This window comes from Olivibacter sp. 47 (assembly GCF_030372825.1).
Taxonomy (GTDB): Bacteria; Bacteroidota; Bacteroidia; order Sphingobacteriales; family Sphingobacteriaceae; genus Olivibacter; species Olivibacter oleidegradans.
The window spans coordinates 4,644,455-4,658,275 of the sequence record NZ_JAUCNR010000001.1 but is presented as its reverse complement, the minus strand read 5'-3'; the positions used below and the strand labels follow the sequence as shown (position 1 = coordinate 4,658,275).

The 13,821-nt window shown below is 44.7% G+C and carries 9 protein-coding genes; 1 reads left to right on the top strand and 8 read right to left on the bottom strand.

The genetic code is table 11. From position 1 onward, the window contains the following. Positions 1-116 precede the first annotated feature (116 nt). The 7 genes from QT327_RS20265 to QT327_RS20235 all read right to left on the bottom strand — a co-directional run bounded on the left by QT327_RS20265 (position 117) and on the right by QT327_RS20235 (position 9,783). Positions 117-1,397, bottom strand: a complete 1,281-nt coding sequence (locus QT327_RS20265; protein WP_289553862.1) for a purple acid phosphatase family protein — start codon at positions 1,395-1,397, stop codon at positions 117-119. 148 nt (positions 1,398-1,545) lie between these two features. Next, on the bottom strand, positions 1,546-2,010 hold the full coding sequence (locus QT327_RS20260; protein WP_289553860.1) for a metallophosphoesterase family protein: 465 nt from the start codon (positions 2,008-2,010) through the stop codon (positions 1,546-1,548). Then, a complete protein-coding gene (locus tag QT327_RS20255) occupies positions 1,971-2,750 on the bottom strand; it encodes an FN3 domain-containing metallophosphoesterase family protein (RefSeq protein ID WP_289553859.1) in 780 nt (259 codons plus the stop codon). The genes QT327_RS20260 and QT327_RS20255 overlap by 40 nt, the downstream gene beginning before the upstream one ends. Before the next feature lie 18 nt (positions 2,751-2,768). Further along, positions 2,769-4,529 (bottom strand): RagB/SusD family nutrient uptake outer membrane protein, encoded by a 1,761-nt coding sequence (locus tag QT327_RS20250; RefSeq protein ID WP_289553858.1) that lies wholly within the window; start codon positions 4,527-4,529, stop codon positions 2,769-2,771. Between the two features lie 10 nt (positions 4,530-4,539). Further along, positions 4,540-7,917 (bottom strand): SusC/RagA family TonB-linked outer membrane protein, encoded by a 3,378-nt coding sequence (locus QT327_RS20245; protein WP_289553857.1) that lies wholly within the window; start codon positions 7,915-7,917, stop codon positions 4,540-4,542. A 167-nt stretch (positions 7,918-8,084) separates the two neighbouring features. Next, positions 8,085-9,086, bottom strand: coding sequence for a FecR family protein (locus QT327_RS20240; RefSeq protein ID WP_289553856.1), 1,002 nt, complete (start codon positions 9,084-9,086; stop codon positions 8,085-8,087). Positions 9,087-9,147: 61 nt separating this feature from the next. Next, complete coding sequence (locus QT327_RS20235) at positions 9,148-9,783, bottom strand: RNA polymerase sigma factor (protein ID WP_289553855.1); 636 nt, start codon at positions 9,781-9,783, stop codon at positions 9,148-9,150. A 217-nt stretch (positions 9,784-10,000) separates the two neighbouring features. Here QT327_RS20235 and QT327_RS20230 point away from each other — a divergent pair, with 217 nt between their 5' ends. Next, entirely contained in the window at positions 10,001-11,353 is a 1,353-nt protein-coding gene (locus QT327_RS20230; protein WP_289553854.1) for an amidohydrolase family protein, read from the top strand. A gap of 602 nt (positions 11,354-11,955) precedes the next feature. On the opposite strand, the gene QT327_RS20225 is transcribed toward QT327_RS20230, so the two are convergent. Further along, on the bottom strand, positions 11,956-13,797 hold the full coding sequence (locus QT327_RS20225) for a carbon starvation CstA family protein (protein WP_289553853.1): 1,842 nt from the start codon (positions 13,795-13,797) through the stop codon (positions 11,956-11,958). Between the last annotated feature and the right edge of the window lie 24 nt (positions 13,798-13,821).

Below are 13,821 nucleotides of genomic sequence, written 5' to 3'. Positions count from 1 at the left end.
CGGGAGAGAAAAAATTACAAGATATAACCTAATATATCAGCAATTTTAGCATTTTATGAACCGTCTACATATATTCCGAATGATTTCTGAACATTTTCATCAGCAATCGGAGTCTATCAATCCGGGCGCATCCGCTCGATATAGGTAGCGGGTTGATTACGCGAGCTTTTCTTCAGTTCGAAAGTGTCAAAAAGTTCACCTGACGCCTTATAGGCTTTATAGATTAATCGATCGTGATCAACATGAATGACCTGAAATAACTGTGTATGAGATGCCAGCTTATCAGCCCATTGGTTATCCGAGCCCATCTCATACATTTTTGGCCCCGCCACGGACACCAAATACATAGGGCCACCGGCACTTTTTTTCGACTTTCCGACTGGCAAATTTCTACCACGCCCATAGGTATGATCATGCCCTTGCATCAATATATCAACATGGTATTTCTCAAATAATGGCTGAAACAATTCTCGGAACTCCTTATTATCTCTTCCTTTCGCTGTCGAGTAAATCGGATGATGAAAAGTCAAGAATGTCCACCGCTGCGGATTATTCTTCAAAACCTGTTCCAGCCAATCGAATTGTTTTCTACGCGCAAGACTGTCCAGTACAATCATTTGCGAATTCAGCGAAATCAAGCGAACATTGGCGTAATCTACGTAGTAAACACTTTCCTGCATTCCTTCCGGCCCATTCGTAGGTAAAGTGTACTGTGCTTTCCAATGTGGATCCAACCTTAACATTTGCTGTTCATCACGCTTATACTCATGATTACCCGGTGTCGGCACACTCGGTATCATACCATTGATGAACCCACCGCCGAAATGCCATTCACCCCATTGCTCATCGTTGTTCGACCGATTGATCAAATCGCCTGCATGTACAATAAACCGCGCATCGCCTTCGGTAGCAAATGCCTTTCGAATTACTCTAGACCATTTGGATTTAATATCATTCTGCGCATCACCCAAGTAGATAAAAGAGAAAGCCTCTTCTTTCGCAGGAGCGGTTTTAAATTGAAACCATTCGCTCCATAAAGTATCACTTCCCACACGATAAGCATAGAGCGTACTTGGTTTGAGGTCACGAAATGTCACTCGATGATAATGTGCAGCCGCATATTCCTTATCCATCAGACTGTTCGTTGTTGCTTGGAGTTGACGTGCTTTGGGTGGTTCGAGTCCCGGAGCACTCATTTCCTCGGCAATTTCCGCCCAACCGGTAACTATTGAAGTATCCGTACGCCAGGTAACAGACTGTGTGGTAGTCGGATCCTCGGCCCAGGTCAATATGACGCGGTCCGGGTACACCGTTGGTTTAAATAGCTGTGCCTGTACCTTGCCCGTTACAAAAAAGAAAAGACAGCAGTAGCAAAAGAATTTGATGTGTGCGCTCATAAATGTAAGCTGAATAAAATCAGGTTGCAATGCAAATATACCGGTCGTAATATTAAGCAAGTATTAAGTTATCAGACCGATTCCCACGAAAAAGCCTTGGCTTAAGAGCCAAGGCTTTTTAATTTACTCGAGCTTATCCCCTATGTGATTATTTTCTCTTACGTGCCACCAAGCGGTAAGCTCCTACTTCAGTTCCCGTGTCAGCTAGCATGGAAAGATTCAACTCTCTTTCGTTGGCCTTTAGTTTTATCAATGTACGATTTCCTTCTTTTGGGCCCCCACCAATGATAATGGGATAACTATGAACTTCCTGCGGTTTGTGTACACCGTAGCGATGGGTATGTCCTGAAATAACCATATCAACTCCGTACTTTTCAAACAGCGGCGAGAAGAGCTTCCGACAATGCATAGTTCCATGCCAGTCGCCTGAATAGAAAGGAGGAATATGCATTAGTACCACGCGAAAGGCAGCTTCCTTTGCACTTTTGCTTTGTAACTCGGTTTCCAGCCAGCGTGCTTCCTCTTCCCTAAAGACATCAAAGGCGGCCAACCCGTCGTATTCCACATCGTCGTCTACCTTGTCTTCCCCCGTATCCAAAGCAATAAAATGCACCGGTCCACGGGTAAAAGAAAATAAGGCTGATTATTTATATTTTCAAAGTAATCAGCCAGATGGTAAGCAAACTTTCCACGCGTCTCATGGTTTCCACGAACAAATAAAAAAGGCTTTTCTGACGCAAATATTTCCGTACACGGCTGAATCAGGTGATCAATCAGTTGTTGTTCACTTTCCTGATAGTCGAACATGTCTCCATTCAAAAAAACAAAATCAAAAGGATCCGTGCCATTTAACTTCATGAGCTGACCAAAAGAAATAGGCCGATCGTGAATATCGTTAAAGATCAGCATGGAGACTTCCCTATTGGAAGGATCGGGTGTAGTAAACTGATAAAAGTCGCTAAAGATCGTTTCCCCGAATGTTTTCTCATAAGGTTTAAACATCTGCAGCTCGCGCGAACACACGCGATAACGATAAGTAACGCCAGGTTTTAAATTCCGGAGCGTAATTCGATGCATGGTATTGTTCGCAACCACCAAACCCAATACGACAGCCTGCGCTTTTCGTTGCTCGCCACCTTTTACTTCCTGAAATTCTACCCAACTATGGCTCGGTTTAGCTGTTATCCAGCAGATGGTCATCGCATTCGCCATTGGGTTTTGCAGGTACGGCTTCGTAAGAAACACATGGCTTGCCTGAGATTCTGCACCGATCCAGGCCGGAGCAATAAACCCTATCGCACTGCTTTTAGAAATCACCGATACAAAAGCCCTTCTATTTAATTTTGTTGTCATGCCAGTCATTCTTTAGGATTAAAAATTAGGATTTTGCTGTAATTTAGGATTCTTTTGTATTTCCCCAATGGGAATAGGCGCAAAATAGCCCTTTACATTAAATTGGCGCGGTGCCACATCAATTATTTTGTATTGATAGGTGTAAGTCTTCCGGTCTGCATTGAGCTTCGCCAAGATATCTATTCCTTTTGCCGGTACGTTCATTAAACTTTCAGCAATCAACCAGCGTCGCATATCGAAGTAACGATGCCCTTCGAAAGCCAGTTCATACTTACGCTCATAACGATACAGATCGACCAAAGCCTGTCCACTGACCGTTGAGGTCGGCATGCCGGCACGTGTTCTTACCGTATTGATTGCTTCCCGGGCCTCTGATTCCCTACCTAAAGCGAGGGCGGCTTCGGCATAATTCAACAAGATTTCGGCATAGCGAAAAATGATCCAAGGCTGCTCTCCGCGAAAAAACTGACCATCTACATTGATATCCAGAAATTTTCGGGTATAGTAGCCCGTGATGGAAGCATTCCAATTCTCAATCGGACTATAACGGGTGTCCACGCCCCATACTTCCTCAATTTTATTGGTGGAGGCATTATATACTTCCTTACGCCCCGTTTGAATCACATTGTCGGGATCCAGCGCCGCCGCGTCTGTGGGCCGCTGTCGCCATTTGGCACCATTATATAAAATAGACGCATAAAATCGCGGATCACGACCTACATATGGATTTGCTGCATCCTCCGGATTATTCCAATCAAAAGGAGAGCCATCCCGTTTTTGATAACCCGAAACAAAGTTCTCTATCGGCAGGTTGCCACCCCAGTTATGATAACCATTTGGTCCGTTCCATAAATCCACGGATGTACCTTTCAATTCTTTGTTATGCAGAATGGCAAAAATGATCTCCGGATTATGATTGTCTAAAAATACTCGTCCGTAATTTTCGGTAGCAGAATCTGTAGGTTGGTATAAACGATGCGGCCCTGGGTTATCCAACAGATCTTTGGCCGCCTCATAAGCTCGCTGCCACCGTTCCTGCCGGTTACCATCTACATAGCCTACCAAAGCATTGCTGTTTGCAGCTTTATTATATAGATCACTCGCTGCATATAAAAGGATGCGCGATTTAGCCGCCATGGCGGAAAACTTGGTAGCCCGTCCCTTATGATCCGCCCCGTAACTTTCCGGCAATAACGCAATCGCTTGATCGCAATCAGCCACAATTTGCTCAACGCAGTCTTCAAAAGAACTACGCTCTACAAACATTTCCTCACCACTGTCCAAGCCGAAAGATTTAGTAATCAACGATACCCCGCCAAAATGACTTACCAAATTTAGGTAAAAATAGGCGCGCAAAAAATAAGTTTCTCCTAACAAACGATTTTTCATCGCTTCGTCGGTAAACGGCACACGATCCATATTCTCAAAAAGGAGGTTACAATTCCGGATCGCCTTATAGTACGGTTCCCATCGTCCGAACTGGGTTAAGGTTCCCATATTTTCAGGTGTAAAAGTCCCTTTTAAAACGACGTCCGTGCCCTTATCACGTAGGTACATCCCTTCATCCGTAATGGCGGTATGCATCACCTTCCAACTATCGATAAAGGGGTCCCACACGTCCACATACAATTCATTTACATACGATTGTACCAAGGCAGGATCCTTCCATACGTCCGCATCGGAAATGGAATCCAAGGGTTTCCGATCCAAAAAATCGTCCTTACAGGCACCGAATACCAAAAGGAAAAAAAGTACCGCAATATTATATCTTTTATTCATGATTTAGCTTTTAGAAAGTGATATTAGCACCTATATTATAGATCTTGATTTGGGGATAATAATGAGCTTGATTTCCATTATCCTCTCTGTCATGGATTTCAGGATCAAAAATCTTCATTTTATCCCAAGTAAACAGGTTTTGTCCACTGAGATAAAAGCGTAAACCTTTCAGCTTGATTTTTTCGATCACGTGTGCCGGAAGGGAATAACCAACCTGTAAGGTCTTCAGACGAACATAATCGGTATCCCATAACCAATGGGAATTGCCCTGCGTAATCCAATACTCACGCGTATCGTATACACGAGGAACATTCGTGTTCGGATTATCCGGTGTCCAGCGATTTTCTACAAAAGCAAGGGGAAAATTCCCGATCAGGCCCGACTCGGTTCGCACATATTGCGAGCCTCCGGTAGCGCCCTGAAAAAGCGCCGAAAGATCAAAGTTTTTGTATTGCAAATTAATATTCAATCCGAAATTCCACTCGGGGAAAGAAGGTTCAAAACGGATACGATCCAACGCATCTATTTTGCCATCTCGGTTAAAGTCCTCAAAGATCACATCTCCCGGGCGAGCACCTGACCAATGAGGATAATTTTCCAGCTCCTCTTCATTTTTGAATACCCCGATGGCATGGTAATAGAGCCCGGATCCAATGCGAGAACCGGTATATTGTTGGTATGCCGGGATATTTTGGGATTCATCCCAAAACAGAATCTTGTTGCGCGCAAAGGAAACGGTGCCACTGATGTCCATTCGTAAATTCCCGAAGGTATTCCGATGGCTTAATACCGCGTCAAAACCTTGGTTACGAACTTTTCCTAAATTCTCGTCAGGTAAGGAAAACCCTGCATACTGTGGTATTGACTGCGCACGCTGAATAAGAATTTTATCACGATCTGCACGGAAATAATCGAATTCCAGTCCGAAACGACCATTCCATAATTGAGCTTCCAAACCGACGTTTAAGGTATTGGCTACCTCCCAGGTAATATTGGGATTAGCCACTCTCACTGGATAAATTGCGGGATTGAAGGTTAGGTTATCTCCGAAAATTGCTCCCTGGAGAACACTATTTTTCTCAAAACCATAATTACTTAAGAACTGGAAATTATCGATTTTATCATTTCCCATTTGCCCATAAGAGGCCCTTAATTTCATGAAATTGACTGTTTTCGCATATTTGGTCCAAAAAGATTCATTGGATAAGACCCAACCGGCTGACACCCCGGGAAAGAAACCATAACGTTTCCCCGCGGGAAAGTTCTGCGAACCATCTACCCGAAAATTAAGGTCGAGTAAATAGGTATCATTGTATTGATAGGATACTCTACCAAAATAATTTCTTCGGGCAAATTCATAGCCATACCCTTCCACCCTGCGCATGTCCTGACCTCCCGCAAAAAGTTGGTCAACCACCGGGGATATAAAGTCCCGACGATAGCCCAGAATGTTGGTTCCCTTATCCACATTTTGCTCATATGCCACAAAGCTATTCAGACTATGCTTGCCGAAAGAGCGTACATAGTTGATCTTTGTATTAAAAAGAACCTGCTGATTCTGATCGTAACGTTCGGTCAGTTCCGGCGAATTAACACCCCGTTGGGCGGCGACCAACTTCGGCTCGTTATTTTCGTCAAAACCGCCAAAGGAATACAAGGTCCAAGGCTTTACAAAATTTTTGCGGTGCAGCACCTCTACACTCGCTGCATAGGTTCCATCCACAAATAAGCCTTCAACTCCCGGAATCTTGATTTTATAACCAATAATCGCATTCCCGAGGTTAATCACATGGTGGTTATACCCAGCTTCCTCTGTGGATGTCACTACGGGGTTATTACCCCCTTCAATATCCGGCCCGGGGAGGCCGTTTGGCCAAATGGCTGTTTCCGTTGGTCGACCACGTTGAATAAACCGGAAAATATCGCCCGCTCCGCGCGGCGCATAATTTCGGTTCGTATGCCGACCCTGCAAATCAAAGCTCAATTGTATATATTCATTGACCTTTGCATCCAAATTAACCCGTAAGTTTTGTTGCTTATAATTGGTTGCACTATTCCTGTACACGGCATCTTCATATTGGGAGCCCAATGAAACAAAGTACTTGATATTCTCCGATCCCCCGCGCAACCCTAAATTATGTCGATTCTGTAAGGAAAGCGGTTTAATAACCGCATCGATCCAATCCGTGTTCGGATGGGTATAAGGTGAAGAACCATCGGCAAATTTCTGGATATCTTCTGCCGAAAATTTAATAGGCTGCCCCGCATATTCAAGAATCTCATTGGTCAGTTGCGCGTATAACGGAGCATCAGCCATTTTGGGCATTCTCGTTGGAGTCACAAAACCCTGGTTAAAGCTATAATCGAGCGTCGGCTTTCCGTCAATTCCACGTTTCGTTTTTACTAGGATAACACCGTTCGCTGCTCTGGCACCATAAATCGAAGCGGAGGCATCTTTTAATACCGATACCGTTTCAATGTCATTCGGGTCCAATTTGTCAAGTCCTCCCAATAAACTCGGTACTCCGTCGACAACTAATAGCGGGCTATTATCGCCCAGCGTACTTTGTCCGCGTATAAACAGTTGCGCTCCGCCAGAACCCGGTTCGCCAGTCTTTTCCAGTCCGGTAATCCCCGCTACACGTCCTGCCAGCGTATTGGCTACATGGGTCGTAGGCGCCTTATTGATCTCTTTCCCCGAAACCGTTGCAACCGCTCCCGTTACTGTGGCTTTCTTTTGTACACCATAGCCAACCACTACTACTTCACTCAAAGCGGCACCTTCTTCATGCAATTGCACATCGATCGTTTGCTTTCCTTCTACCGGCACTTCCAATTGTCGATAGCCCACATAAGAGAACAAGAGTACATCACCCTTAGCGGCCTGAATACGATAATGCCCTTGACTATCGGTATTCGCACCCTTACCACCGCCTTTCACCAGCACACTGGCTCCCGGTAAGGGGTTTCCCAAGGTGTCGGTTACACGACCGCTTACCAGCAGTTGTTTTATAGCATCACTCTTAGCCTTCACATTGTTGAGCGACACGGCGATGGTATGGTTAATTTGTCGGAAAGACAATCCGGTTTGGGTCGCAAGCTCCACCAAAATATCCGATACCGCATAAGTTCCGGAGATTGAAACCGGGCTTTTATAACTATCCAAGGCTTTTGGATATAAGAATTTATAGTTTATTTTCGACTCCAACACTTCGAGCACTTGCTTAACGGTTGCCTGTTTCATATCCAAGTGAACGGTCAGCGTTGCGAGTCCCTGTGCTTTTCCTGTAGTGGCAAAAGAACAGGATAAGCTTATTATAAGAAACGCAATAATGGTTGCGATACGCATAACTATCCTAATTACTACTTGTTGTAGTATTAATTTCATAATTTTGAGTGTTTAATGAATATTGAGTTCGTTAATCCGTAGCAGCTTTTCTTACCGGCCAAAGTATTGTTAAGCTGCCGTCGGCGGGAACATTATCCGATGTTCCCGCTTCTTTATGTATTTTATGCTATGTCGGTTTCATTTTTATTATTTTTGAGGTTGATCAATTAAGGACACTTTCCGTCTGTAATGACGATTTCATTTCCGTTAGTTGTATACCGCAGCTTCAAGACAAAAGCCAACGAGTTTAACACATTATATAAACCGGTATTGGTATGCTCCCCGGCTATCACGCAATTCTTTAATTTTTCTTTATCAATACGGATCGTTACACCATACCAGCGCTCCATTTCGCGTGTCGCCTGCCAAAGGGTTTTATTATTTAAGTTGAGCACCCCATTTCGCCAGCTCGCGCTTACCGAGGCGTCTACGGCTTTCACAGCAGATAAACCCATTCCTTCCAAGTACTCAACTTGTTGATTCGGTGTCAATACCCGCTCCTCCTTTTCACCGGTTACTTTCACTTTGCCCGACTGTACGGTAACCACCAAAGGCTCATGCTCAAAAACTTTCATATTAAAAGCGGTTCCCAATACTTGGGTAACTAGCCTTGAGGATTGCACGTAAAAGGGTCTTTGGTTATCTTCTTGTATCTCAAAGAAAGCCTCTCCTACTAACTTGACTAAACGAACGGAATCATCAAATCGCTCGGGATATACCAATTTACTGCCTGCGTTTAACCACACCCACGAACTATCGGGCAAACGCAGCTTGGCGCGGGTACGGGCGGGATTCGTTATTGTCTTCCATACCAATGTCTTTGCGGATTCCGAAGACAAGGCTTCTCTCTTGTTCAAATAATTTAGCAAGACCACACTTCCGACAAGCAATAAAGTGATGATAGCTGCCACCTTCCAAAAGGGCAAGCTCCTCGATTTGCTTGCCGCCACGGTACTGATGGATTGTTCTCGCAGGTGCTGCAACACATCCTCTAAACGAGCTACTTGCTCGTCATCCAAACGATCCATATATTGCCCCAGCTCTTCGAAAAAAGCCTGAGATTCTTCCGCTGAAAGGTTATCAAACCAATTAATCAATTCCAACCGCTCTTCCTCCAGCAAGGTACCGGCTAAGAGTTTATGGATATATCGGTGTGTCGTATACTTCATGTCTTTATGATAAAGTGTATACGAACAAGGAGCTCACATCCCCCTCTCCCTTTAATTTTTTTTATTTCCCTAGAAAAAGACCGACCACGAAAAGGTAAGCTAAGTCAGTATACTCGCGTAGGTAGCGCTTTAAGAATGCATTTGTTCTTGCCATATGACGTTCGATGGCTTTAGGTGTAGTATTTTCAAGCTGAGCGATTTCTTTATAGCTCAACTGTTGTTCGCGGCTGAGCCGGAAAATTTGCTGCTTTTCCTCCGGCAATAACTGTAAGGCTTCTTGCAATTTATCGTTCAGTTCCTTATGATAAAGGTTTTCAAGCACCGTTTCCTCCAAGCATGGTTCCGTAGCCCTTTCCTGATTCCAAACCTGTTGAAGTTGTTGTTTTCGTTTTAGATCGACAAAAAGGTGGTGAGCTATCTTGCGCAGGTAAGCCTGTAGTGATTTGGATGGATCGATCGACTCGCGCTTTTCCCAAAGCCGTACAAATGCATCCTGACAAATGTCCTCCGCCAACTGAAAATCAGTCGAAAGCAATTTAAGCTGAACCAGTAGCCTCAGGTAAAATCGATCATAGAACAACTGAAAAGCACGCGTATCTCCCTGCCGAATAGCATCCGCTAAGGCCGTATCAGAAGGGCCAGCTTTGCAACCAACGCCTTCAGCATGCTGATTTTCGCTTAGCTTTTCGATATCCATATCAACAGGCAAAATGAGCCAAAAAAGATGTCTTTTATATTAAATTAATATTAAAAATGCTTTTGGGTTTATACTCGGCTTTGCATAAATTTATGCATAGACACGGATTGAGGCAAACATAGGCAATCCCCGCACGTTATGCAAGTGGTACGATGTGTGATTTGCCCCGCACGTTAAAAAACAAATTGCTATCTTTAAACGCCCAATATAGACAGCTATGGACAAATTATTGCTATTCCCTTTGCTTTTATTCTTCCTTGCCTGCTCTTCCTCTCGCCAAGAAGCTGACGTCGCTGACGACACAAAAATAATATTAAAAGATGCCTTGGTAATTGATGGAACCGGGGCGGATGCTCGCCAAGTCGATATTGCGATTGAAAATGGTCTCATCGCAGCGATTGATTCCCAATTAGATACAAGCGATGCAAAAGTGATCAATCTCACTGGAAAAACAGTTCTTCCTGCTTTTATCAGTGCACATGTACATATCGGCACCTTGAAAGGAACATCAGCCAGCGCGGAAAATTTTACACGGGGAAACATACTGCGCCAGTTGCGAAAATATCAACAATATGGCATCTTACAGGTCCTTTCTATGGGCACCGACCGACCGTTGTTATTTGAAAATCAACTATACGATTCGCTCAAAAATGGGCAATTGGACGGTGCGCGACTGTTTTCAGCGGGCATTGGTTTCAATGTTCCCGGAGCGGTACCCACCGGTTCGCCCATGGATCTACTCTATCGGCCAACAAACGCTTCAGAAGTACCTGCCTTGATGGACCAATTAATGCAATATAAACCCCAAGCTGTCAAAATATGGGTAGACGATTTCGGTGGTACCGCAAAAAAAATGGACCGCTCTATATACCAAGCTATCATCCAAGAAGCTCATAAGCACAATATTCCCGTGGTAGCGCATGTGTACAACCTGGAGGACGCCCGTCAACTCGTTGCCGATGGTGTCGACGTGCTTGGCCATAGCATTCGCGATCAATTAGTGGATGACGATTTATTAACCCAAATGAAAACCAATCGAGTGGCCTATATTCCAACACTCACGCTCGATGAGTTTGCTATCGCCTATGCCTCGGATCCCGAATGGATGAACGATCCATTCTTTAAACAGGCATTGGAACCGGGTGTCTACGAAATGCTCAGTGCCCCCGATTACCAAAGCCAGGTAAAAAAAGATCCACAATACGAAAGAAAAGTCTTAGCCCTCAAAAATGCGCTGGCGAACGTATTGCGCATGGCAAAAGCAGGCATACTGGTGGGGTTAGGCACCGATTCCGGTGCCTCGCCGACCCGTGTACAAGGTTATGCTGAACATCGCGAACTGGAACTGCTTGTACGCGCAGGCCTAACACCCTTAGAAGCCATTTCCATTGCCACGCAAAATGCCGCTAAAATCCTCCGCATCGACAAGCAATATGGCACCATCGAAAAAGGCAAAGTGGCCGATTTACTTATTTTAGAGGCAAACCCATTAACGGATATCAGAAACACCCATCAAATTGATGGGGTAATGAAGGCAGGGCAATGGATGCCTAGGGAAGTAGTTGAATAGTTGAGTCGTTAAGAAGTAGTTAAATAGTTGAGTCGTTAAATAGTTGAGTCGTTGAATGGTTGAGTCGCTAAGAATAAGTTGAATAGTTGAGTCGTTAAATGGTTGAGTCGCTAAGAAGTAGTTGAATGGTTGAGTCGTTAAATGGTTGCAGTAGCAGCTGTATTCGGTGACGCCTACAGCTTATAGCTTATGGCCTATAGCTTAATAGTCAATGTCATAATGAAAAGGGCTAGCGCGACTGAAAGCTGAAAGCTGACCTCTGATAGCCGATCAGCAGCAGTATTCGGTAACGCCTACAGCTTATGGCTTATAGCTTATGGCCTATAGCTTAATAGCCAATGTGATAATGAGAAGGGCTAGTGCAACTGATAGCTGATCACTGAAAGCTCGTTAAGACCCTAACTTAAAACCTATAACGTAGAACTTATAACTGGATAGGCCATGTGCGGTTGAAAGCTGACGCTGACCTCTGATAGCCGATCAGCAGCAGTATTCGGTAACGCCTACGGCTTAGCGCCTATAGCTTACAGCCTTATTAGTTGCACTGGCAATAGCAAAAGCCCTAACTTAAAACTTATAACTTAAAACTTATAACGTAGAACTTATCGCTCCACAAGCTCCTTCACCTGCTCGCCGTAATAGTCTGTCTGATGGCTATTCAATTGCAGCAATTGATACCATTTCCGGAACGCTCCTATAAATACCACAAGCATAAGCAGCATCGCCAGCGTCGCCAATCCGGCCAGCAAGTATTCTCCATGAGGAAGATAGATATCAACGATTTGCAGATAGCCTGCCCAAAAAGTGATAAAAGCCATAAAAACACCGGGTACGGCCGCACAGACTGCATGTTTTCCACGATTTAAACGGATCAGCATCGTCGTACACACAATCAAACCACAAGCAGCCAAAAGTTGGTTGCTGATACCGAACAAAGGCCAAATACTGCTTACATTGCCGGTATAAACGAGATAACCCCAAGCGAAAGTAAAAAGCAAACTACTGATCACAATTCCCGGTATCCAGTTCTTATCATTGAACTTCGGCCATACAGTGCCCAGCATCTCTTGCAAGAAGAAGCGCCCCACACGCGTACCGGCATCAATAGCGGTTAAAATAAAAACCGCCTCAAACATAATAGCAAAATTATACCAGTAGGCCATAAGGGTGTCCATCCCCGGGATCTTATTAAAGATATGCGCCATACCCACGGCAAGAGAAACGGCACCTCCTGTTCTACCGTGAAGATCTACCCCAATCTTTTCCGAAAAGTAATCGATATCGACCCCATGTAAGGCAGGATGGGCGGCTAAAAAGGCGTCGTATCCTTCTTTCGGCGTATTGATAGCAAAATAATCCCCGGGCATCAACGTACAGGCGGCAATCAGCGCCATCAGCGCTACGAAACCTTCCACCAACATGGCACCGTATCCTACAAAAAGAATTTCGCGTTCATGGGCAATCATTTTGGGGGTTGTCCCCGTCGCGATTACCGCATGAAAACCCGATATAGCTCCGCAGGCAATCACAATGAAAATAAAAGGAAGTACCGGTCCTCCAATAACCGGCCCACCTCCATGGATGAAAGAAGTAAGCGCCGGCATTTCTAAAGTGGGATGGATGAAAATAACCCCAATGGCTAACATCACAATGGTACCTATCTTGAGATAAGTCGAGAGATAATCTCGCGGTACTAAAAGTAGCCATACCGGTAATACCGATGCGATAAAACCATAAGCAGGTATGGCAATGGAAATGGTGCCAATGTCCCAGCTGAATAGCTTATTGATCGCTTCATGCTGCATCAAGCTATGACCGCCAATAATTCCGGCAATCAATAGCACGCCCCCTAGCATGCTCGCAAATAAGACACTGTTTGCTTTATAGCGCATGATCAAACCCATGATAATCGCGATGGGCATCGTAATCAATACCGTAAAGAGCGACCACGAGGCTTCGTGCATCGCGTTAATACAAGCCAAAGACAGTCCTGCCAATGTTAAAATAAGAATAAACAAGATGGCAAAGCCCGCTACTGTCCCCGTAATCTTACCAATTTCTTTGGACGCAATGGTGGCCAGGCTCTGCCCTTTATGGCGTACCGATGCAAAAAGTACGACCATATCATGCACGCCACCCCCCAGCACACAACCAATAAGTATCCAAAGCGTCCCGGGCAAATAGCCGAACTGCGCAGCCAAAACCGGCCCAACCAACGGCCCCGCTGCAGCAATCGCCGCAAAGTGATGCCCAAAGAGGACATTCTTATTGGTTGCTACATAATCTTTGCCGTCTGCAAATTCAATCGCCGGTGTAACATGCTGATTATTGAGTTTCAAGGTTTTGTTTGCCAGGTAAATGCCATAAAAACGATAGGCTATGGCAAATAAGAGAATAGACGTAAAAACGAGGGTGAGTGCATTAATACCGTTTAGCGATTCCATCGATTGGTCATATTTGGGTTTACA